We start from the raw sequence: 24,118 nt of genomic DNA on the forward strand, positions 1-24,118 counted from the left end.
AAAAAATAAAAATATATTATTTCTTTATTTAGTAGAAAGGGGAGTAAGCCTTTGCAAAAAAAGTTTATAATAAGTTTAAATCTACTGTTTTAGTAGTTAATAACAATAAATATCTTTTTTACTGTATTTTTTAACTCGTTACAACCCTATCTACTCTATCCATGTATTTTTCATTTATCAAATAAGCAGTAAGTATCTAAGTTTTTAGAATTTATTTTACTCTTAAAAATTGGAAAAATTAATTAAAAATCCTTGTATTCAGGAATCCATTTTGCATTTTTTATTGCTTCTTTTAAATCGCTTATGGGTTCTGTATTTAATTTTTGATCTAGTACGCTTTGTCCAACTGACAGTGCCACTGTTTCAGAAAATTCTGTCAGTTTTGATACTGGAGGAAGTACGGCAGCTCCAGGTTTTGTTGTGTCAATTATTCCACCTAGTGAATGTGCGGCCGCTGAGATTATTTTGTCGTTTACAATTTTTGACTTTGTTGCGATAATTCCAAGTCCCAGCCCAGGATAGATTAAAGCATTATTTGCTTGCCCAATTTCGTACGTAATTCCGTTGAGTTCTATTGGATCTGATGGGATACCTGTTGCAACGAGAGCTTTTCCGTTTGTCCATTCAATAAGATCTTTTGCACTGGCTTCTGCTAGTTTTGTTGGGTTGCTAAGTGGGAAAATTATTGGTCTTGCAGTGTGTTTTGCCATTTCTTGAACTATTTCTTTTGTGAAAGTATTTGGCACTGTGGAAGTTCCGACAAGTATAGTTGGTTTTACAGCTTTTACAGCGGCTTCCAAAGTAGTTAATTCATTTGCATTTGTAAATTCGCTTCGTTTTCTTGCGAAAGGAATTTGTTCTGGAGTTAGTCCTTCCGTGTCTTCAAATAATAAGCCTTGTCTGTCAACTAGATAAAACCGTTTTTTTGCCTCTTCTTCAGAAAGCCCCTGCTCTACCATTTCATTGAAAATTCTTCTGGCAATTCCAGCTCCCGCAGTTCCTGCTCCAAAACACATATAAATCTGGTCAGTAAGCTTTTCACCTGAAATTTTTAATGCTCCTAAGATTCCGGCTAAAGTGATAATTCCAGTTCCTTGTATATCATCGTTAAAAGTTGCGATTTCATTTTTATATTTATTTAAAATATTTGCCGCATTTAATCTTCCAAAGTCTTCCCAGTGAAGATATAAATTTGGGAAAAGTTTTTCAGCTGTTTTTACAAATTTGTCTATAAAGTTATAATATTCATCTCCTCGAACTCTCTCAAATCTATTTCCTAGATACAAGTCGTTTTCCAGCAGTTCTTTTCTATTTGTTCCAGCATCAATTACAACTGGCAGGACAGTAGCGGGATCAATTCCAGCGGCGGCAGTGTAAACCATCAGTTTTCCAACTGAAATGTCAACTCCGTTAGTTCCCCAGTCACCAATTCCAAGGATTCCTTCTGCATCAGTAACGACAATTAAACGGATTTTTCTGTTGTCAGCAGCATTTCTTAAAATAGTTTCTATGTTTTCGGGCTCTTTTACTGACAAATAAGCCGCATTTTGAGGATTTACAAATAATTCACTGTAATTTTCTATGCTTTCTGCAATTACAGGATCATAAACAATTGGCATAAATTCAACTACGTGTTTGCTAAATAAATAATAAAATAATGTTCTGTTTGTATTAAAAATTTCCATTAAGAAATGTCTTTTTTCAATTAACTTGTCTTTTTTCAGAAATTGTCCATAAGCCTGTTTTGCCTGTTCATCTATAGTCTGAATATACGGTGGTAAAAGTCCTAATAATCCATATTCTTCTCGTTCTTTTTTTGTAAAAGCTGTACCTTTGTTAAGGAATGGATTGTTTAAAATTTCATAACCTAATTTCATAAATAATCACCTCTAAATAATATTTCAAATTTATTTTTTGCAATAATCAGATAATTCAAGTATAACACTAAAATATTCTTAAATCAATTTGTTTATCCTGTTATTTAAATTATTTTTTTTGTCTGTTGTAAAATAATGTAATAATATATTGTAACAAATTTAAAAAATTATGACAATTATGTATTAAAATATTAGTAAGGATAGAATATTAATGAAAAAATATTATAAAAATTGCATTGAATATGTCTTAAGAATTTTTGTTAAATGCCCGAAATCTATAATTTTGTGTCTTTGAGATTACATTCACTCTTTAATTTCTTTTTTATTTAAATCTAGTATGTTTTTTAGTTTAGTATAAACATTTGTTAAATAAATACTAGAACAAAATTCTGTTTATAAACATATTCCGCTATTAATATATTCTGAATTCGCTATTAATATATTCTGAATTATATTATAGTAAAACTTCTTTAAAAGCGAATTCAAAAGCTATGACTACTTAACTCAACTTCTCAATTTATATAATTTTAGCAGTTTCATTTTAAATAGGTTTGGGTGTATATTAAATTTTATTTTTTAAAGTATTTTTTTCAGTTTATTTTAAGGTTCGTATGATAGAATCAATTTGTAAATCAAAATTAGAGCAGGAGAGTGGAAAGTTATGAAAAAATTAATTCTAGTATCAATGTTGGCAATAGGAATGTCTGTATTTGCAGAAAAATTTACACCTTCAAATAAAACATTGGAAATTTCATTGAAGGAGGTGTTGGAAGGAGCAACTCCTAACGGTTATTACTGGATGGATGGAAGTTTTGATAACAACAAATATCCTGAAAAATATTCATTTTTTATAATGGAGGATAATAAAGGGAAAATAGATGAATTAGTCCAAGGCTATGAAATTGGTAAAAAAACAGGTGGAGAAATACAAGAAAAAATCTATGACGATATTGATGATGACAGTACAGTATACGGATCATATAAAATTTATTCAGCAGGGAAAAAAGGTGTATATTATGTAAATAATTATGTAGCCTTGGATGGGAAAAAACACGCAAGATTGTATTTCGGATTTGATAAAAAACAAAATACAGTAGTTATACTTGATAAAAACTTAAATGTAATCGAAGTTCTACAAAGAGTAGCCGTAAATTAAAATCTTAAAATATAAATTAAAAAGTAGAGAGCAGTTCAATATAAGATTGCTCTTTTTTAATTTATTTAATAGTCTTGTCTGATTTTATATATTGTGTTATACTAATATTATTTATTATATAGTAAGTTATTGAATTTTAAATGAATAATGAGTTGTTTGCTTGTGAAATAAAGCAAAAATTTAAAGTTGTAATAAATTTTATTACAAATATGCCTAAATAAAAAAGTATAAAAATGAAAGAAAAATAAAACTTAAACTAAAAATCAAAAACTGTCAAAAATAGAAGGAGCAATAGGGATTTATGAATAGAGAAAATATTGTGGAAAGAAGAAAGAAAGTGGTACTAGGAATGTCTGGCGGAGTTGATTCTTCCGTTGCGGCAATTTTGCTTAAAGAACAGGGTTACGATGTAATCGGAGTTTTTATGAAGAATTGGGAAGAGAAGGATGAAAATGGAGTTTGTATGGCAGAAGAAGATTATAAGGATGTGATTGCTGTGGCAGAGCAGTTGGAGATACCTTATTATTCGGTGAATTTTGTGAAAGAGTATTGGGACAAAGTATTTACATATTTTCTAGATGAGTATAAAAAAGGAAGAACACCTAATCCCGATGTGATGTGTAATAAGGAAATCAAATTTCGTGCATTTCTAGACTATGCGATGAAACTTGGAGCTGATTATGTGGCAACAGGGCATTATGCGAGAATTATTCACGAAGAAAAAGATGGAAAAATCAAATCGACTATGTTAAGAGGAATTGATGATAATAAAGATCAGACATATTTTCTTTGTCAGTTAAGTCAGGAGCAACTGGAAAAAGTTCTGTTTCCATTAGGAGAATACACAAAGCCACAGATTCGTGAAATAGCTGAAAAATATAACTTGGCAACAGCAAAGAAAAAAGACAGTACAGGAATCTGCTTTATTGGAGAACGTGATTTTAATAAATTTTTATCCCAATACTTACCAGCAAAGGGTGGAAATATTGTAAATACACAAGGAAAGGTATTGGGTCATCATAATGGACTTATGTATTATACAATCGGACAGAGAAAAGGAATTGGGATTGGAAATACAAAGGAAGGAACTGGAGAGCCTTGGTTTGTTGTGGATAAGGATTTACAAAAAAATGAATTGATAGTAACACAAGGTGATAACTCGGTACTTTATTCAAAAGGGTTAATTGCAACAGATTTTAATTTTATAAATGAAGTACAGTTTCCGTTAGAATGTACTGTAAAATTTAGATACAGACAAAAAGATACAAAAGTTGTGATTAATAAACTTAACGAAAATGAATATGAAGTGATTTTTGATGAGCCGCAAAAAGCTGTAACGTTAGGACAAATTGTGGTTGCTTATGATGGTGAAGTTTGTCTTGGTGGAGGAATTATTGACAAAATTATAAAATAGTTTTTGACTTATAAAAAATATTAAAAATTAAGAGGTGAATAAAATATGGCACTTGATGATGTTATGTGGACGTTTAGTAAGAAAATTTATGAAAGTACAGAAGAATTTAATAAGGATATAAAGGCATATTATGATAGAATGCGTGAATATATTGACAGAGAATGGAATCCTGATAAAGTAGCTGTTAACCAGCCAGAAATTTATGTTGACTATGAGGCATGGATAAAAGGGAAAGAAGACTTACTGGAAAATGAAACAACTGATGAAGAAGAATTATCTGAAGAATATGCAGAGGATGGTTATTTTCAAGTTGATGTAAGAGCATTGTTAAAGGCTGATAATGGAAAATATTTTACAAATCTTGAATTAATGACAAAAGTACATAATCAGCAGGCAAATAAAGAATTAGGAGATCATGTGTTTTTTGAAGGTATGGATTCAGATAATGAGGTAGACGGAATTCCTGTGTTTTATGTAGCGTGTGGAAGTTAAGGAGAAAAATGGAAGAATTGATATTTTGCTTAAATGCTACGATGCCTGTATTTCTGATTATGGTACTTGGGTATGTCTTTAGGAAAATAGGAATTATAGATTTAGAATTTGCGGATAAGATGAATAGATTTGTATTTTTAGCACTTTTGCCTGTACTTTTGTTTAAAGAATTATCATTATCTGATTTTTCGGCAATCTGGGATTTGAAATATTTGATGTTCTGTTTTTTTGCAACATTTTTATCAATAATGATAATGTGTATCATCTCACTTTTTCTGAAGAATAAGTCAATTCGTGGAGAATTTATTCAAGCTGGATTCAGAAGCAGTGCTGCTTTACTTGCTTATGCTTTTGTGCAGAATGTGTATGGAGAGGCTAAAATTGTGGCTCTTATGGTAATTGGAGCTGTCCCTTTGTACAATGTTGCTTCAGTTGTGATTTTGATGTTACTTAGTCCAGAACAGGGGAAATTAAATAGAGTAGTTTTAAAAAATACGTTAAAGGGAGTTATGAAGAATCCTTTAATACTTGGAATTTTGGCTGGAATGATTTGGGCATTGTTAAAAATTCCACAGCCAGTAATTATGAAAAAATCAATTTCAACATTTGCCTCAGCCGCAACTCCGCTTGGACTATTAGCATTAGGAGCAAGTTTTGATGTAAAGGAAGTTTTTTCAAAAATAAAGATTGTATTAGTTTCGTCTTCATTTAAGCTACTGATTCTTACAGCAATATTTTTACCAATAGCAATAAAATTTGGATTTAAGGACGAAAAATTAGTTGCAGTACTTGGAATGCTTGGAAGCCCAACGACACCAACTTCGTTTACGATGGCAAGAGGAATGGGTCATAATGGTGCTGTAACTTCGGGAACCGTTATGATCACTACAATTATGAGTATTTTTACATTAACAGGGTGGCTTTACATATTGAAGATTGCAGGATTAGTATAAATTTGTTAAATAAATAAAAATTTGGTATAATAATAGAGTATTGTAAAAATTATAAATTTTAAAAAATAAAACATTCTGGAGGAAAAATAATGAAACTGAAAAAATATGCAGTGATTGGAATAATGGCATTGCTAGTTATTGTGGGATGTGATAACAAGGGCAATGACAAAAATAATAAGGATAAAGTAAAAGTAACAAATGTGAAAAGGGATATTTCAACAGAAGAAATCGCAAAATATAATGAATATTCAAAATTAAGCGATGTACCAAATTCTGAAGAATGGAATACATTTTTTACGGAAATAAAAAAAGAGGAATTTCTTAATGAAACTGGAAATATAAAAAATATTTCGGAAGTTCCGACATTTACTGAAAATTTGGATAGTTCAATTAACCTGATTGGTGAATATATAAAAGAAATTACTGATGTAATGCAAAAAAGTCCCAAAATGGAAGCTATTGATAAAAATGCTGAAAATCTGATAAATTCATTGGTAGAGGAACAAAAGGTATTGACAGAAATTAACGATTATTTTGAAAAAGGTGATTATAAAGCTGATAAGTTGGCAAAAGTGGGAGAATTGAATGACAAGTATAAAGTTGTATTGCAAAATAGACAGGAAAATCACAAAATTTTTGCTAATTCATTACATGAAATTGCTCAAATAATCAATCAAAAAATGGAGAGTCAATTACAAAAAGACGGCAAAACAGCAAAATTAAATATTTTAAAATTTGTAAATTCAGTAAATGAATTTGGAAAAACAGCATTTGGAAAAAATAATCTAAACTTTGATGAAAATGAAGTAAAAACACTAGAAGAAGCTAATAATAATGTGCAAAACACATATAAGGCAGTATCTGAAATAACATTAGAAAATGCTAAGAAAGAAAATATAAGTGAGGCAGATTTCAAAAAAATAAAGGAAAGTTCAAAAACGTTATCAGAAAACATGCAAAAAATGGTAGCAGGCGTAAAAAATCAAAATATTCAGGATGTAGTAATGAGTGCAAGTAATATTTTGAGTTCAAAGACAGATTTAGAAAATGTGTTTAATGTTTTAATGGTACAAAAATAGAATTTATACTAAACTCTATTTATAATAAAACTGTTATTAAATAAAATAAGCTGATATTTAAATGAGAAAAATGTGGATAATTATAAAATAGGTGGGTAATAATCGCTCACCTTGTATTTTTTATTCTGATTTTTTAGTATTTAACCATAAATAAAATATATCGAAATATATAAAAGTTATATATTATAATTATTGACAAAATATCGAAAAAAGTGTTATTATTATAATATATTTAGAAATTAATTTGTAAATTTTAGTATATAAATGAAAGCAGGAGGCGGTAGAAATGAAAAAAATAATGTTGCTTATGGTTTTTGCATTAAGTGTATTAATGTGCAGTGTTCAGAAAGATGAAAAAGAAGAAAAAGCCAATGCTAACGGTATTCCTAAAAAAATAGTGATTGGGCTTGATGATTCATTTGTTCCGATGGGATTTAAAAATGAAAAAGGAGAGATTGTGGGGTTTGATATTGATTTGGCGAGAGCAGTTGCTCAAAAGTTGGGTGCTGAAGTTGAATTTAAGCCAATAAACTGGGATTCAAAGATACTAGATTTGAATGGTGGAAATATTGATTTAATTTGGAATGGACTTACTATAACAGAGGAAAGAAAAAAAGAAACTGAAATGTCAAAACCTTATTTTACAAGTCATCAGCTTATAGTGGTTAAGAAGGATTCAAGTATTAATGCAAAAGCTGATTTAACAGGAAAAAATGTTGGAAGCCAAACTGAAAGCAGTGGAGAAGAAGCTGTGAAAAAATCAGGTGAGGATAAAAAATTTAAGGAATTTAAAACTTATGCTCAATATGACCAGGCATTTATGGATCTTGATGCAGGGAGAGTTGATGCAATTGTAGCAGATGAAGTGTTGGCAAAATATACTAAAAAAACAAAAGAAACTCAGGCTAAAAAAGATCTCTATAAAATTTTAAGCGAGAACTATGGAGAAGAAGAATATGGAATTGCTGCTAAAAAAGGAAACACAAAATTAATTGAAGCTATAAATAAAGCTATTGAAGAATTGAAAACAGACGGGACTTATCAAAAAATTTATTCAAAGTGGTTTAAAGATTAATAATGAATCAATCATTGTCAATATTTGTAGAATTATTAAAAACATTACCTAATGTTGCAATATTATATTTGTTTACAATCCTATTTTCCGTCCCGTTAGGAATTTTAGGAGCGTTAGCATATACAGGGGAAAATAAGACTGTAAAATTTTTTATTTCAGTTTACACTTGGATATTTAGAGGAACTCCTTTAATGCTTCAGTTAATGGTGGTTTATTATGGAATACCGCTTATGAAAATTGGCGGATACAAAGTTGTGTTAGAGCCATATACGGCGGCAACTATTACTTTTATTATAAATTATGCGGCATATCTTGTGGAAATTATGAGAAGTGGAATAGAAAGTATTGATAAAGGACAGCATGAGGCTGCAAAAGTCCTTGGTTATAGTTACTGGCAAAAAATAATATATATTATTTTGCCACAGGCAATAAGAAGAGTACTGCCAACATTGGGAAATGAAGCAATTACACTTATAAAGGATACTTCATTAATCTATGTTCTCGCTGTAACTGAAGTTATGAAGCGTACAAAGGAATTAGCAAACATTTACTATAATATTACGCCATATATTTGTGCAATAATCATTTATCTTGTATTAAGTTTTGCAGTTGATAGATTGTTTAAAAATATTGAGAAAAGAAATAAAGTCAGAATTTAAGAAATTTTAAAATTAAGGTGGACTAGGAGATAAAGAGTGAAAAATGAAAAAATAGTAGAAGTAAAAAATTTAAAAAAACAATATGGTGATAATATAATTTTAAAAGATATTAATTTATATATTAATAAAGGAGAAGTTGTCTCATTAATAGGGCCTTCTGGAAGCGGAAAATCGACAATTTTACGTTGTATTGTAGATTTAGAGTCGATAACATCAGGAGAGATTTTAATTGAGGGGAATAATCTGACAGATAAAAATGTAGATAAAAAAATTAAAAAGGAAATCCTGCTAAAAACAGGAATGGTTTTTCAAACTTTTAATTTATTTCCTCATCTGTCAGTTAGAAATAATATAGTAAAGACTTTAAAGCTAGTAAAAAAAATTGATACATCAGAAGCAGAAGCTATTACCAAAAAAATGCTTGATTTAGTAGGATTATCAGATAAGATGAACAGTTTTCCAAATGAACTTTCGGGAGGACAAAAACAGCGTGTGGCAATCGCAAGAGCATTAGCATTGCAGCCAGACATACTACTTTTTGATGAGCCAACTTCAGCACTTGATCCAGAACTTGTAAAAGAGGTACTGGATATAATTAGAAAATTGAAAGAGCAAAAGATAACGATGCTAATTGTAAGTCATGAAATGAACTTTGTTCGTGAAATTTCAGATAGAGTAGTAGTTATGGAAAAAGGTAAAATACTGGAAACAGGTACCTCGCAACAAATTTTTGAAAATCCATCTTCTCAAAGAGTAAAGGAATTTTTAAATACAAATAGTTAATCTAGGTTAATTTAAGGGTATCATAAGTATACCCTTTTATAATTTTATAAAATTTTTTGTAAATCCTAAATTTTTACTTGTATATACAATATAAAGATGATATAATATGAAAAAGTATTTAAAATAGTTAGTTGACTTTTAAAGGAATAAATAATATAATCTTTTTAACTATAGAAAGTAAGAATAAGGTAAAACAAATGAAAAAGAGGTGAAATATGGACGGTTTTATTAAGATAAGGAATTTGGTAAAAAAATATAAACTTAATAATGGACAAGAATTGCTAGCTGTAAACGACGTAAGTCTTGACATTGAGCAAGGCGATATATATGGAATTATGGGGCTTAGTGGAGCTGGTAAGTCTACTCTTATAAGGCTTCTTAATAGGCTGGAAGAACCTACTTCTGGAGAAGTTTTAGTAAGACATGAAATTATTGACAGAAAAAAGAAAAAAAGCCTTGGATATGAAGATAAAAATATTCTAAAATTTAATACAAGACTTTTGAGAGAATATAGAAAAAAAACTGGTATGATTTTTCAGCATTTCAATTTGCTAAATTCAAAAAATGTTGCTGATAATATAGCTTTTCCGTTGCAAATTTCAGGATGGAAAAAAAGAGATATTAAAAAAAGAGTGGATGAACTGCTTGAAATTGTAGGGCTTTCAGATAAAAAGCTAAATTATCCCGAACAACTTTCAGGAGGACAGAAGCAACGTGTGGCGATAGCTAGGGCATTAGCAAACAATCCGCAATTACTGCTTTCAGATGAAGCAACATCAGCACTTGACCCAAGAACGACTAATTCTATTCTGGAACTGTTAAAGAATATAAATAAAAAATTTGGAATAACTATAATTTTGATTACTCATCAAATCGAAGTTATAAAGAAAATCTGTAATAAAGCTGCAATTATGTCAGATGGACAAATTATTGAAAAAGGTGAAACAAAAGAGATTTTCCTAAATCCAAAAACAGAACTTGCAAAAGAATTTGTACAAAATATTTCACACGAAGAATTTAGAACAGAAGAAGAGATAAAGAGCCGTGAAGAAAATAATGGAAAATTGCGTCTAAGCCTTAAATATAACGAAGAACAGGTAAATGAGTCATATATTACAAAAATTATTCGTAAATATGATGTTGAAGTAAATATTCTAAGTGGATTTATTGATAAAGTAGGGGATATTATCGTTGGAAATTTATTAATAGAAATTTCGGCAAGTGAAGAGAAAGCAAAAGATATTATTGAATGGCTGAAAGAAAATAAAATAGATTCGGAGGTGGTATAATGGGAGTAAGATTTGACTGGATTAAATTTTTACAATTTCAAAATATGGCTGAACCCCTTTGGGAAACAATTTATATGGTATTTATTTCGACAATTATAGCATTAATTATCGGACTGCCAATTGGAATTCTACTTGTTACATCTGATGAAAAGGGTGTAAAGCCAAATAAAACAATTCATAAAATATTAGATATGATTATTGTAAATATTACAAGATCAATACCATTCATAATCTTAATGGTTTTATTAATACCGCTTTCAAGGATGCTTGTTCATAAATCTTACGGAAGTGTTGCATTTATTGTTCCCCTTTCGCTAGGTTCTGCTCCATTTGTAGCAAGAATCATAGAAGGAGCATTAAAGGAAGTAGATGACGGGCTTATTGAAGCTTCGAAATCTATGGGGGCAACAGTTTCTGAAATTATTTTTAAAGTAATGATACCAGAAGCACTGCCTGCACTTGTTCATGGCTTGACATTAACATTAATCAGTCTGATTGGATATTCTGCGATGGCTGGGACAATTGGTGGTGGTGGACTTGGAAATGCTGCTGTAATTGACGGTTATCAAAGATCTAAGCCAGAAGTAATGTGGCAGGCGACAATTGTTATAATCGTACTTGTGCAAATTATACAGTTTGTTGGTAACAGTATTGTAAAAGCTCTTATGAATAAGAGAAAAAGAACATAACATAATAAATTAAAATAATAATTTTGTAGGTTATACAAAAAGGGAGATGATTATATGAAAAAAATTTTGTTAGTTTTAGTAACAGCATTATTTTTAATAGCTTGTGGAAATTCAGATAAATCTTCAAAAGATTCTAGAAAAACTGAAAAATTAAAAGTTGCTGCTACACCAATTCCTGCTGGAGAAATCTTGAAATTTGTAAAGGATGACTTAAAAAAGGAAGGAATAGAGCTTGAAATAGTAGAGTTTAATGACTATGTTCAACCAAATAAAGTGCTGCAATCAAAAGAAGTAGATGCTAATTTATTCCAGCATACTCCATATATGGAAAATTTTGGAAAGAAAAATGGATTTGAGATGACAGCAGTTGGGAAAATATATTTACCTACACTTGCACTTTATTCAAAAAAAATAAAAAATATTAACGAATTAAAAAATGGTGATACAATATTGTTGCCAAATGATCCTACAAATTTGGCTCGTTCATTAATTCTGTTGGATAAAGCTGGAATTATAAAATTAAATAATAACAAGAATGTGGATGCAACATTAAAAGACATTGTAAGTAATCCAAAAAATATAAAATTTGAAGAGCTTTCGGCAGAACAGCTTCCACCAAGATTACCTGAAGTTGCTGCTTCAATTGTAAATAGCAGTTTTGCATTAAATGCAGGGTTGTCATATAAAGAAGATGGACTTGTAAAAGAAGATAAAGATTCACCTTATGCAAATGTTCTTGCAACATTGAAAGGGAATGAAAATGATCCTAGAATTCAGAAATTGTTAAAGGCATTACAAAGCGAAAAAGTAAAAAAATATATGGAAGAAAAATATAAAGATGTAATTGTTCCAGTATTTTAGTAAAAGTTTGTAAAATAAATTATAAATAAAAAATTTTTGGAGGTATTTATGAAAAAAATATTATCATTATTATTAGCAACAGCACTATTTTTAGTAGCTTGCGGAAGTAAAGGAACAGAATCAAAAGGAGGAGTTCCATCAGGAAAAACTGAAAAATTAATTGTAGGTGCGACACCAGTTCCTCACGCTGAATTATTGAATTTGGTAAAGGATGACCTGAAAAAAGAAGGAATTGAACTTGAAATAGTTAAATTTAATGACTATGTTCAGCCAAATAAGGCACTTGCAGACAAAAGTATAGATGCAAACTTCTTCCAACATGTTCCATATATGAATGATTTTGGAAAGAAAAATAACATTGGATTGTCAGCAGTTGGAAATATTCATTTGGAGCCAATGGCATTATATTCTAAAAAAATAAAAAATATTAACGACTTAAAAAATGGAGATACTTTAATTATTCCTAACGATCCAACAAATGGAGGACGTTCATTAATTCTACTTGATAAAGCTGGAATTATAAAATTAAAAGATAATACAAAATTAGATGCTACACCAGCTGATATTGTTCAAAATCCAAAAAATATCAAAATTGAAACATTATCAAACGAACAAATTGCACCAAGATTATCAGAAGTTGCAGGAGCAATCATAAATTCAAACTTTGCAATTGATGCTGGAGTTACAAAAAATGAAATTATCTTGATTGAAGGTAAAGACTCGCCTTATGTAAACATTGTTACAGTCTTAAAAGGAAATGAAAATGACGAAAGAGTTAAAAAATTAGTAAAAGCACTGCAAAGTGAAAAAGTTAAGAAATATATTGAAGAAAAATATGAAGGTAGAGTAATTCCTGCTTTCTAATATAAAAAATATTTTTGATAAAGATAGCCTTAGATTGTGTTTTAGGGCTATTTTTTATTATTGAATTTAAAAAAATAAAAAATATTGATTTTTTTATATAAATTTGTTGAAATAAATACGAGAAAAATGTATAATAGTACGTGACATTTTCAAAAATTTAGAAATATACTTAGACCTTTTAAAAATCGAACTGATAACTTAGGTTTAAGAGAAAAAGTCATAATTTTGGAGTTCGATTTTAAGATAATTTTAGTGTATACGAAAATGAAAGGAGAAATTTTCTTTTTATAAAGAAATGAAGAAAAATGAAAAAGTTACTTACAGTTTCGCTATTTTTAGCAAGTGTTAATTTAATTTATGCAGAGAATGAACGAAGTGCTGATACTAGAGAAATATCAGAAAAAATAATTCAAAATACTAAACCGGCAGCACAACCTGCACAAAAACAAGCAGGATTTTGGGATTTTTATGAAAAACAGCAGGCAAAGCTTTTGAAGGAAAATGATAGGGCATTATTTGATGAACTCAGTACGAATGTTAGAGCACAGGATGATTTTTATAGTTATGTAAATGAAAATTGGGAGAAAAAAACAAAAATTCCTTCGACAAAGCCAGCTTGGGGATCTTTTTATGAACTTAATGAAAAAAATCAAGATTTTTTACGTAATTTAATAAAGGAGCTAAAAAATAAAAAATCACTTACTCCTGATGAAAAAAAGGTTGTAACCCTTTACGACAGTTTCTCTAATATGAAAAAAAGAAACGAGGAAGGATTAGCCCCTATTAAAAAAGATTTAGAAAAGATAAATGCAATACAAAATATTGAAGATTTGAAGAAATACAATGTAGAAGTTACAAAATTTGGAGGTTCTGAATTTTATGGCTGGGGAGTAGGAACAGACCTTAATAACTCTAAAAATAATGCAATTTATTTAGGAAGTGCTGGACTAGGTTTGTCAAGAGATTATTATCAAAAAGATACTAAAGAAAATAAAGCGGTATTAGAAGAATATACTAAATACGTTAGTGATATGTTAAAATATTTAGGAGAAAGCAATACTCTTGAAAAAGCAAAAAAAATAGTTGCTTTTGAAAAAGAAATAGCAGGAACCTTGATGACAAATGAAGAACGTCATGACGTAAAAAAATACAATAATCCTTTAAAGGTAACGGATTTAGCTACTTTATCTAAAAATGTAGATTTAGCACAATATTTGAAACAGCTTAATGTAAAAACTGATAAAGTAATAATAACAGAACTGAATTATTTTAAAAATTTAGATAAATTTGTAAATAATGAAAATATTAATGTAATTAAGGATTACATGAAATATAATTTAATTAGTTCTTCAGCTGGACTTTTAAATGATGCAATTAGTTTGAGAAATTTTGAATTTTTTGGTAAATATTTAAATGGACAAAAGGAAAGAGAAACACTTGAAAAAAGGGCATTAAACTTTACAAATGAAACTTTAGAAGAAATAATTGGTAAAATTTACATTCAGAGAAATTTCTCTCCAGAAGCTAAGAAAAATACTCAGCAAATGGTTGAATATATTAAAAAAGCTATGAAAAATAGAATTGAAAAACTAGATTGGATGAGTGCGGCAACTAAGAAAAAAGCGCTTGAAAAATTATCAAAAGTTACTGTCAAAATCGGATATCCTGACAAATGGAAAGATTATAGTAAAATGACAATCTCAAGTGAGGACTCTTTGTACGACCAAATGAAAAAAATTAGTGAATGGGGATACAATGAAGAAATGGCTAAAGTAGGTAAGCCAGTAGATAAAACGGAATGGCATATGTCTCCGCAAACAATAAATGCTTATTATTCGCCAACAAGTAATGAAATAGTATTTCCAGCAGGAATATTACAGTATCCATTTTATGATTACAGTAGATTAGAAATGGCCAGCAATTTTGGAGCAATAGGATCAATTATTGGACATGAACTTACACATGCATTTGACGTATCAGGAGCAGAATATGATGGAGATGGAAATATAAAAAACTGGTGGACGGCTGAAGATAAAATGAAGTTTGATATGGCTACAAAAAAACTGGAAAATCAATTTTCGAAATATACAGTTGGAGATGGAGTCTATGTTAATGGAAAATATACATTAACAGAAAATATTGCAGATTTAGGAGGATTAAACCTTGCTTATGATGCATTCCAATTATACCTTAAAGATCATCCAAATTCTACAAAAGCTTATTCAGACACTGTAAATAAATTATTCTTTTTAAGTTTTGCAAGAATGTGGAGACAAAAATCAACACTAGAATATTCAAAAAATCTAGCAAAAACTGATTCACATTCGCCAAATATTTTCCGTGTAAATGGGACTTTAGAAAATGTGGATGCCTTCCATAAAGTATTTGAAACAAAACCAGGAGATAAAATGTACAAAACACCGCAAGACAGAATAAAAATTTGGTAAAATGATATAATAATAAAATAAAAAACTATCTTGAATTTATCATCAGGATAGTTTTTTTTCTTATAAAACTGTCAGAATAAACCATAGTTTACTATATTTTTAGATTTTTTACTTAAAGGTATGATATGCTTATATTTTTAGGTTTTTTAAAAGAGATTTATTTAATTATACATTTTTTGAAAATATCAATTTATTTTAACACAACTATGTATTATCGGACGTATAATTTTATATAAGAATATATAAACTATAGTAATTTTTGTTATATACTCGAATCCATTTAAAATTAAACTGATAGAAATTATATAATTTAGAGTTTGAGTAAAATAGTCATAATTTTTGAGTTCTGTTTTAAACTAGTTTTACTATATATTTGATAAATTTAGATATAGAATAAGCAATATGTCAATAAGATATTTATAAATTTACAAAATAATAAAAGGAAAAATATTTAAATTTGTGATATAATATTTACTGAAAAGAAAAATATTCTATAAATAAGAAAACTAGATATAAATTAAAATTCTAGGAAATGGAGGAAATTGGAAAATGAAAAGAAAAACTATAAAAAATACTATTGAAATATCAGGAATTGGACTTCATAAAGGAGAAGAAATAAAATTAACTTTGAAACCTAGTGAAAATAATGATGAAAGAGGAATTATTTTTAAAAGAATAGATGTGAGTGGGAAAAATAATGTTATAAAGGTTGATTATAAAAATTTATTTGATTTGGAAAGAGGGACAAATATCAGGAATGAAGATGATGTGAAAGTTCATACAATTGAACATTTTTTATCGTCACTTTCAATCACAGGAGTGACGGATATTTTAGTTGAAATCTCAGGGAATGAATTACCTATTTTGAATGGAAGTTCAATTGGATTTGTTGAAAAATTGCTAGAAGCTGGAATTGTAGAGCTGAATGAGGAAATAGAGCCTGTTGTGATTACAGAACCTGTTATATTTTCAGATGAAAAGGCCGGGAAATATGTGATAGCATTGCCTTATGATGGATTTAAAATATCTTATACGATTGATTTTAATCATAGTTTTTTGAAATCACAGTATTATGAACTTGAAGTAAATTTAGAAAATTATATAGAAAATATTGCAAAATGTAGAACTTTTGCATTTGATTATGAAATAGATTTCCTTAAAAAGAATAATTTAGCATTAGGAGGAAGTCTAGAAAATGCTGTGGTAGTGGGGGCAGATGGTCCATTAAATCCAGAAGGATTGAGATATCCTGATGAGTTTGTAAGACATAAAATTCTTGATATAATTGGAGATTTATATGTTTTGGGAACGCCTATAAAGGCTCACATTATTGCAATAAAGGCTGGACACTATGTAAATTCAAGATTAACTGAGATGATTGCAAAAAAATATTTATAAAAAATATAAAAATTGCTTGTAATTTCGATAAAAATCAAATATAATGTATATGTAAAATTTTATTGAAAATATTGAAATTAAATCAACTAAATTAAAAGCTTTAATAAAAATACTAAAAACTAATGATTTTTAGAATATTTGCTGGTTTGATTTTAAATAGAAATTTTGAAATAAATAAAAATATAAATTGGAGGAATAGAAAATATGGCATCAAATGAAACAATTATGAATATAGAGGATATTATGAAAATATTACCACATAGATATCCATTTTTACTAGTAGACAGAGTTATTGAAAAAAATGGGACAGATTCTTTGGTAGCGATAAAGAATGTTACAATGAATGAAGAGTTTTTCCAAGGACACTTTCCAGGAAAACCTGTAATGCCAGGAGTTTTACAAATAGAAGCATTGGCACAGGCTGTAGGATTGCTAATGTTGGAACCAGGGAAAATACCTTTATTCATGTCAATTGACAAATGTAAATTTAGAAGAGCTGTTGTTCCAGGAGATCAGTTAAGATTGGAAGTAGAAAAAATAAAAGTTAAAAGTAATGTAATAGTTGCACGTGGAAGATGTGTTGTTGATGGTACAGTTGTAAGTGAAGCTGACTTGAAATTTTCAGTACAGGATTTATAATTAGATAATACTCAAACTACTTTAAAATTGGATTTTTTAAATGAAACAAAACTGTTGTTTGGGTAGTATAAAAGTTATTTGATTCGATTTTTTAGAAGTTCTATTTAATTTTAAAATTCGGATTTTAAGTAATTCAAAATAAAAGAATGAGGTATAATAATTATGAGTTTAAATATACATCCAACGGCAATTGTTGATCCAAATGCTAAACTTGGAGAAAATGTAAAAATAGGTCCTTATTCGATTATAGGGCCAGAAGTAATAATCGGAAATGGAACTATTGTAGAATCGCATGTTGTAATTGAAGGAGAAACGATAATTGGTGAAAATAATTATATTTTTTCTTTTGCTTCAATAGGGAAAGATCCGCAAGATTTAAAGTTCGCTGGAGAAAAAACGAGAGTTGTTATTGGAAATAATAATAAAATTCGTGAATTCGTTACAATTCATCGTGGAACTACTGATAAATATGAAACAAGAATTGGAAATAATACGCTTGTAATGGCCTATGTTCATATTGCTCACGATTGTATAATTGGAGATAACTGTGTGCTGGCAAATGCTGCGACTTTTGCTGGACATGTTGAAGTGGAAGATTATGCGGTGGTAGGTGGACTTACTGCTGTGCATCAGTTTACAAGAGTTGGGCGGCACGCTATGATAGGTGGATGTTCGGCTGTAAATCAGGATGTTGTTCCATATATGCTATCTGAAGGGAATAAGGCAAGAGCTGTATATATCAATATTGTAGGACTTCAACGTAGAGGTTTTTCGGAAGAGCAGATAAAAAGGCTAAGAGAGTTGTATAAAATTATATTTAAGAAAAAACTGAAACTGGAAGAAGCACTTCAAATTGTTGAACGTGATTACGGACAATATGAAGAAGCACAAAATCTTGTTAATTTTATAAGAAAAAGTAAAAGAGGTATAACAAGATAAAACATAAAAACTTAAAATGTAAAATTTCTCAAAATAATCTCTATTTTATTTTGAGTTAATTTTTTAATATAGATATTTTTAAGAGGAAAAAGAGATAATGGAAAAAGTAGGTTTGATTGCTGGAAATGGGAAATTGCCTGAATTATTTTTGAATCAATGTATTTTGAAAGGGATTGAACCATTTTCGGTTTATCTATTTGAAAGTGTGGAAGAAAGTGTAAAAGAGCATAAAAATTCTGTAAAGTACAGCGTTGCTCAAGTAGGGAAAATAATTTCATATTTTAAGAAAAACGGCATAAAGCATTTAATAATGCTTGGAAAAGTTGAAAAAAATTTGATATTTTCAAATTTAAAGTTTGATTTGACAGCAACTAAGATATTATTATCTACAAAAAATAAAAAAGATAAAAATATTTTAAAGGCAATAATTGATTACATTGAATCAGAAAATATCGAAGTTCTGCCACAAAATTATCTAATGGATGAGTATATTGCTGGAAATGAAACATATACAAAAGTTTTACCAAGTAAAAATGAGGAAAAAACAATAGAAATCGGAATTGAGGCGGCAAGAATGCTTACAGATATTGATGCAGGGCAAACAGTTGTTGTAAAAGATGAGTCGGTCATTGCTCTTGAAGGAGTGGAAGGTACCGATAAGGCAATTTTACGTGGTGGAGAATTAGCTGGGAAAAATTGTATTGTAGTGAAAATGGCAAGGCGTCATCAGGATTATCGTATAGATATTCCAACAATTGGTTTGGAAACGATAAAAAAAGTTGTAGAAATTAATGGACGTGGAATTATAATCGAAGCTGATAAAATGCTGTTTATTGATAAAGAGGAAGTTATAAAATTTGCAAACAAAAATAAAATTTTTATAAAAGGAATTAAGATTTAAAAGTTTTTTAGTAAAACTATTTTTTAAAATTAAACTCAAAAAAATTATAAATACTGGTATTTTATTTAGTTTTTATTGTTAGAATCTATTCAAATATCCATATTTTATCTGCAAAATAAATAAATTAAATGTTTGAATAATTTGTAAAGTAGTTTTAAATAAGTAAATTAAAGAATATAAAAAAGGCTAAAAAATGATAAATAATAATAAAAATGACATAATAAAAGGAAAAAACAATGGTTTATCAATAGTAAAACCTCAAAAAAATAAAAAAATCTTTATTTCCTGCGGTGAAATGTCCGGAGATTTACATGCCTCGTACATTGTGGAGGAAATGCGAAAAAAAGATAAAAATGTTGAATTTTTTGGTGTGGTTGGAGATAAATCGATAGAGGCTGGAGTTAAGGCAGTAAATCATATTAAAAATAATGATGTTATGGGATTTGTAGAGGCTTTGAAGAAGTACAGCTATTTTACGGAAAAAGCCCATGAATATTTAGAATTTATCAAGGAAAATGGAATAGAAACTGTTATTTTTGTTGATTTTGGAGGATTTAACCTAAAATTTTTTGAATTATTAAAAAAGAAAATTTTAGAAAAAAAATTGCAAAATTTGAGAATGGTTTATTATATTCCGCCTAAAGTATGGGCTTGGGGGAAAAAACGGATTGAGAAATTAAAGAAATTTGATGATGTTATTGTAATTTTTCCTTTTGAAAAGGCATATTATGATAATACTTTGAAAAAAAATGAATCAAAAGGGCTCAAAGTAGAGTATTTTGGAAACCCATTTGTTGACAAATATGAATTTTCTGATAAGCTGGGAGAAAAAATATTGCTTCTTCCAGGAAGCAGACAACAGGAAATTGAGAAATTTTTGCCAGTAATTATGGAACTGGTTAGAAATGAAAAAGTTAAAAATGAGAAATTTTTGATGAAGCTGGCAAGCAAGGATCATATAAAATATATACGTGACTTTGAGAAAAAATACAAAATTGATGTTCATAAAATTCCAAATTTGGAAATAACTTTTGATGAAATAAAAAACATTCGTAAAGATTGTAAATATGCAATAGCGACTTCGGGAACAGTAACTTTTGAAGTATCACTTATGGGACTGCCTGTGATAGTAGTTTACAAAACATCTAAAATTAACGCTTTTATTGCAAGAAAGATAATCAAGATAAAATATATAACGCTTACTAATCTAAATGCAAACAAAGAGATTTTTAAAGAATTGCTGCAGGAAGATTTTTCGGTGGAAAAGTTGCTTGAAGAAATGGAAATTATGGAAAAAAATAAGGAAAATGTTGTTTTGGAATTGAAAAAAGAGAGAGAAAAACTAGGTAATTTTGGAGTTTTGGAAAAAATTGCTGATTATTTGTTAGAAAATAGAGATTAACTTTACAAAAAGGAAAAAATATGGAAAAAAAACGTGAAGAGCTGTTAAAAGGTTCTATTTTGAAATTATTTGTAAAATATTTCATACCAACACTTATTGGATCTGCGGCAGTTGTTTTGTATAATATTGTTGACAGGTTCTTTGTTGGAAAGATTAGCGAGAAGGCACTTGCTGGTGCGGGAATTGCTTTTTATATTGTTATGCTGATTATTGCCTTTTCAATGTTCATAGGAGTTGGAGCTGGAACTATTATTTCAATTCGGCTTGGACAGGGAAAAAAAGGAGAAGCTAAGAAAATATTGGGAAATGCAGTAACATTATTTACTATTTTAGGACTTGTGCTGTATGTACTTTTAATATTGAATATTAACACAGTTTTACGATATTCAGGTGCTAATAATGAAACATTGCCGTATGCAAGAGCATATCTAGAAATTATATTACTGGCAATTTTGCCCTTGTTTTATTCATTTGGACTGACAAATGTATTAAATGCGGCTGGAGCACCACGAATTGCGATGTTTTCAATGCTAATTGGAGCAGTTGTGAATATTGTGCTGGATTATGTGGCTGTAATGATTATGCATACTGGAATTGAAGGAACTGCTTATGCAACATTGATTGGAAATGTATTATCTGCAATATTTGTACTTTGGTTTCTGATTGCTGGGAAATTACCGTTTAAAATTGATATGTTTGGATTTAAGCTGGAAGAAGAAAGTATTATTACAATAAAATTTTCAAAAATGAAATTAGATTCAAAAATAGTAAAGGATATTTTTTCAATAGGAATGTCACCATTTTTGTTACAAGCTGCAAGTTCAGGAGTAGGACTTGTAACAAATAAAATTGTAGACACTTATGGCGGAACTTACGGTGTGGCAGTTATGACAATTATAAATTCATATTTACCAATTATGACAATGAGTGTCTATTCAGTTTCGCAGGCTGTTCAGCCAATAATTGGATTTAATTATGGTGCCCAAAATTTTACAAGGGTGAAAAAATCATTAATGACAGCTATAAATGCAGGAGTTATATTATCTTTTATATTTTGGATAATTGTAATGCTTTTACCTAAAGAGCTGATTTTGTTCTTTAACGAAAAAAGTACGTCTGAAGCTTTGAGAGAGGGAGTAAAAGCCATTAGAATATATTTTTCGCTTGTAATAATTTCATCTTTTGGAATAACTGTACCAAACTATTTTCAGGCAACGGGACGTTCAAAATATTCAGTTATATTGAATTTATTAAGACAAGTTGTTATATTTCTGTTAGTTGTCATAACTTTTTCAAATATTTGGAAGTTAGACGGTGTATGGCTTGCACAGCCATTTACTGATTTGATGTTTTTCTTGATATTGTTAATTTTCTTGTATAAAGAGAAAAAGTTTTTTGACAAAATGATAGAAAATCAAAATCATCTACTGGAATATAAGGAAACAGATGAAGATGGAAATAGCGATAAATAATAAAATTTATTGAAATAAAGAGGGATTAAAAATGATTACGATTTTATTAATGGCACTGGCATATATTTTAGGAAGTGTGCCAAATGCACTTTGGATAGGGAAAGTGTTTAAAGGGATAGATATTCGTGAGCATGGGAGCAGGAATACCGGCTCAACAAATGCTGCACGTGTTTTGGGAGCGAAATTAGGTATTTTGACATTAATTTTAGATGTTTCTAAAGGACTAGTTCCAACATTGATAGCAATCTTATTAAAAGTTGATTTTTTTGAAAATTTGACAAAAATTTCAAATTTTGATTATGTGTTAGTTGGAATCTGTGCAATTTTAGGTCATGTTTTTTCTATTTTTATGAATTTTAAAGGTGGAAAGGCTGTTGCAACAACACTTGGAGTATTTCTGATTTTAGTGCCAAAAGCGATATTGTTTGCTGCAATTGTATTTTTTGTGGTTTTTGCTATTTCAAAATATGTTTCATTATCTTCTATTTTAGCGGCTATATCACTTCCAATTTTTATATATTTTTTGTATCAGGAAACGATATATATTATTTTAGGAATTTTAATAGCAATCTTAATTGTAGTGAAACATAGAAGTAATATCGAAAGATTAAAAAATGGTACAGAATCTAAATTTAGCCTAAAAAATAAGAAGTAGGAAAGGAAGGGATAATAATGAAAAACATATTAGTCATTGGTGGTGGAAGCTGGGGGACTTGTCTTTCAAAATTATTAGTAGAAAATGGACATAAAGTCTATTTATGGGAGCATAATGAAGAAGTGAGAAAAGTAATTCGTGATACAAAGGAAAATCCAAAATTTTTACCCAATATAAAATTACCAGACAGTCTTAATGTTGTGGATGATTATGCAGATGTTCTTGAAAATTCTGAAAAATATGGAAAAATTGACATTCTTTTATTAGCAACTCCTACGCAATTTTTAAGAAACATTTTAAAAAGATTGAAAAATTTCTTAAATTATAATATAATATTGGTAAATGTTGCAAAAGGGCTAGAAATTGCTACTAAAAAAAGAATTTCTGAAATAATAGCTGAAGAACTTGAAAACAAGCCATATAATTATGTTCTCCTGGCAGGACCGACGCACGCTGAAGAAGTGGCTCAAAAATTGCCATCGGCCATACTTTCAGTATCTGAAAATGAAGAAGCAGCCAAAACGGTACAAACTACATTTAGTAATCTTTATTTCAGAGTTTATACAGGAACAGACCTTATGGGTGCTGAACTTGCTGGGGCACTAAAGAACTGCCTTGCAATCGCAGCGGGAATTGCTGATGGAATGGGTTATGGAGATAATACAAAGGCAGCTCTAATAACTCGTGGAATTAACGAAATGTTTGAAATTGCAAAATATTACAATGCCAATCCTAAAACATTTATGGGATTATCAGGGCTTGGAGATATTATTGTAACGTGTACAAGTAAACACAGTAGAAATAGATTTGTGGGAGAAAAATTGGGACAAGGTGAAAAAATTGAAGATATAGTTTCTCACATGAATATGGTGTCAGAAGGTGCAGAAACAATAAAGGCTCTTTATAAAATTATAAAGGAAAATAACCTGAAAGCACCAATTTTTACAGCACTTTACGAAGTAATATACGATGGGAAGCCAGTTTCAGAATTGGAATCTACGTTTATGAGCAGAGATTTAAAATCAGAATTTTCAAATTAAAAAATTATATAAAAAATAAAATTGGAGTGAGGTA

At 29.2% G+C, this 24,118-nt stretch carries 22 protein-coding genes; 21 read left to right on the plus strand and 1 reads right to left on the minus strand.

What is annotated here, in order from left to right:
• Positions 1–242 precede the first annotated feature (242 nt).
• On the minus strand, positions 243–1,877 hold the full coding sequence (locus tag ACEG17_RS03530; RefSeq protein ID WP_372582573.1) for a malolactic enzyme: 1,635 nt from the start codon (positions 1,875–1,877) through the stop codon (positions 243–245).
• A gap of 661 nt (positions 1,878–2,538) precedes the next feature.
• Here ACEG17_RS03530 and ACEG17_RS03535 point away from each other — a divergent pair.
• The 21 genes from ACEG17_RS03535 (at position 2,539) to ACEG17_RS03635 (ending at position 24,084) form a co-directional block, all read left to right on the plus strand.
• Entirely contained in the window at positions 2,539–3,033 is a 495-nt protein-coding gene (locus ACEG17_RS03535; RefSeq protein ID WP_372582574.1) for a hypothetical protein, read from the plus strand.
• A gap of 301 nt (positions 3,034–3,334) precedes the next feature.
• Positions 3,335–4,447 (plus strand): tRNA 2-thiouridine(34) synthase MnmA, encoded by a 1,113-nt coding sequence (gene mnmA, locus ACEG17_RS03540; RefSeq protein ID WP_372582575.1) that lies wholly within the window; start codon positions 3,335–3,337, stop codon positions 4,445–4,447.
• A gap of 45 nt (positions 4,448–4,492) precedes the next feature.
• Complete coding sequence (locus tag ACEG17_RS03545) at positions 4,493–4,939, plus strand: hypothetical protein (RefSeq protein WP_372582576.1); 447 nt, start codon at positions 4,493–4,495, stop codon at positions 4,937–4,939.
• 8 nt (positions 4,940–4,947) lie between these two features.
• On the plus strand, positions 4,948–5,892 hold the full coding sequence (locus tag ACEG17_RS03550) for an AEC family transporter (RefSeq protein WP_372582577.1): 945 nt from the start codon (positions 4,948–4,950) through the stop codon (positions 5,890–5,892).
• A gap of 89 nt (positions 5,893–5,981) precedes the next feature.
• Complete coding sequence (locus ACEG17_RS03555) at positions 5,982–6,971, plus strand: YiiG family protein (protein ID WP_372582578.1); 990 nt, start codon at positions 5,982–5,984, stop codon at positions 6,969–6,971.
• A gap of 286 nt (positions 6,972–7,257) precedes the next feature.
• Complete coding sequence (locus tag ACEG17_RS03560) at positions 7,258–8,046, plus strand: amino acid ABC transporter substrate-binding protein (protein ID WP_372582579.1); 789 nt, start codon at positions 7,258–7,260, stop codon at positions 8,044–8,046.
• Positions 8,047–8,048: 2 nt separating this feature from the next.
• Positions 8,049–8,705: an amino acid ABC transporter permease gene (locus ACEG17_RS03565; protein WP_372582580.1), complete on the plus strand. Its 657-nt coding sequence runs from the start codon at positions 8,049–8,051 to the stop codon at positions 8,703–8,705.
• 51 nt (positions 8,706–8,756) lie between these two features.
• Entirely contained in the window at positions 8,757–9,488 is a 732-nt protein-coding gene (locus tag ACEG17_RS03570) for an amino acid ABC transporter ATP-binding protein (RefSeq protein WP_372582603.1), read from the plus strand.
• 215 nt (positions 9,489–9,703) lie between these two features.
• Entirely contained in the window at positions 9,704–10,777 is a 1,074-nt protein-coding gene (locus tag ACEG17_RS03575; protein ID WP_372582581.1) for a methionine ABC transporter ATP-binding protein, read from the plus strand.
• 44 nt (positions 10,778–10,821) lie between these two features.
• Entirely contained in the window at positions 10,822–11,466 is a 645-nt protein-coding gene (locus tag ACEG17_RS03580; RefSeq protein WP_197735206.1) for a methionine ABC transporter permease, read from the plus strand.
• Between the two features lie 54 nt (positions 11,467–11,520).
• Positions 11,521–12,327 carry a MetQ/NlpA family ABC transporter substrate-binding protein gene (locus ACEG17_RS03585; RefSeq protein ID WP_372582582.1) on the plus strand — a complete coding sequence of 269 codons (807 nt, stop codon included), beginning with the start codon at positions 11,521–11,523 and terminating at the stop codon, positions 12,325–12,327.
• Positions 12,328–12,375: 48 nt separating this feature from the next.
• A complete protein-coding gene (locus ACEG17_RS03590; protein WP_372582583.1) occupies positions 12,376–13,191 on the plus strand; it encodes a MetQ/NlpA family ABC transporter substrate-binding protein in 816 nt (271 codons plus the stop codon).
• 305 nt (positions 13,192–13,496) lie between these two features.
• Positions 13,497–15,638 (plus strand): M13 family metallopeptidase, encoded by a 2,142-nt coding sequence (locus tag ACEG17_RS03595; RefSeq protein WP_372582584.1) that lies wholly within the window; start codon positions 13,497–13,499, stop codon positions 15,636–15,638.
• A 549-nt stretch (positions 15,639–16,187) separates the two neighbouring features.
• Entirely contained in the window at positions 16,188–17,036 is an 849-nt protein-coding gene (gene lpxC, locus ACEG17_RS03600) for a UDP-3-O-acyl-N-acetylglucosamine deacetylase (protein WP_372582585.1), read from the plus strand.
• 204 nt (positions 17,037–17,240) lie between these two features.
• Positions 17,241–17,675 carry a 3-hydroxyacyl-ACP dehydratase FabZ gene (gene fabZ, locus ACEG17_RS03605; protein ID WP_006804216.1) on the plus strand — a complete coding sequence of 145 codons (435 nt, stop codon included), beginning with the start codon at positions 17,241–17,243 and terminating at the stop codon, positions 17,673–17,675.
• Positions 17,676–17,837: 162 nt separating this feature from the next.
• The gene (gene lpxA / locus ACEG17_RS03610) at positions 17,838–18,614 is read left to right on the plus strand and encodes an acyl-ACP--UDP-N-acetylglucosamine O-acyltransferase (protein ID WP_006804215.1); all 777 of its coding nucleotides are present in this window, start codon (positions 17,838–17,840) and stop codon (positions 18,612–18,614) included.
• Positions 18,615–18,711: 97 nt separating this feature from the next.
• Positions 18,712–19,515 carry an LpxI family protein gene (locus tag ACEG17_RS03615; RefSeq protein WP_372582586.1) on the plus strand — a complete coding sequence of 268 codons (804 nt, stop codon included), beginning with the start codon at positions 18,712–18,714 and terminating at the stop codon, positions 19,513–19,515.
• A 295-nt stretch (positions 19,516–19,810) separates the two neighbouring features.
• Complete coding sequence (locus tag ACEG17_RS03620) at positions 19,811–20,917, plus strand: lipid-A-disaccharide synthase (RefSeq protein WP_372582604.1); 1,107 nt, start codon at positions 19,811–19,813, stop codon at positions 20,915–20,917.
• Positions 20,918–20,937: 20 nt separating this feature from the next.
• On the plus strand, positions 20,938–22,389 hold the full coding sequence (locus ACEG17_RS03625) for an MATE family efflux transporter (RefSeq protein WP_372582587.1): 1,452 nt from the start codon (positions 20,938–20,940) through the stop codon (positions 22,387–22,389).
• A gap of 31 nt (positions 22,390–22,420) precedes the next feature.
• Complete coding sequence (gene plsY, locus ACEG17_RS03630; RefSeq protein WP_372582588.1) at positions 22,421–23,044, plus strand: glycerol-3-phosphate 1-O-acyltransferase PlsY; 624 nt, start codon at positions 22,421–22,423, stop codon at positions 23,042–23,044.
• Between the two features lie 17 nt (positions 23,045–23,061).
• Entirely contained in the window at positions 23,062–24,084 is a 1,023-nt protein-coding gene (locus ACEG17_RS03635) for an NAD(P)H-dependent glycerol-3-phosphate dehydrogenase (RefSeq protein WP_372582589.1), read from the plus strand.
• Positions 24,085–24,118: the final 34 nt, after the last annotated feature.

It is taken from the genome of Leptotrichia hongkongensis, assembly GCF_041538065.1.
Taxonomy (GTDB): domain Bacteria; phylum Fusobacteriota; class Fusobacteriia; order Fusobacteriales; family Leptotrichiaceae; genus Leptotrichia; species Leptotrichia hongkongensis.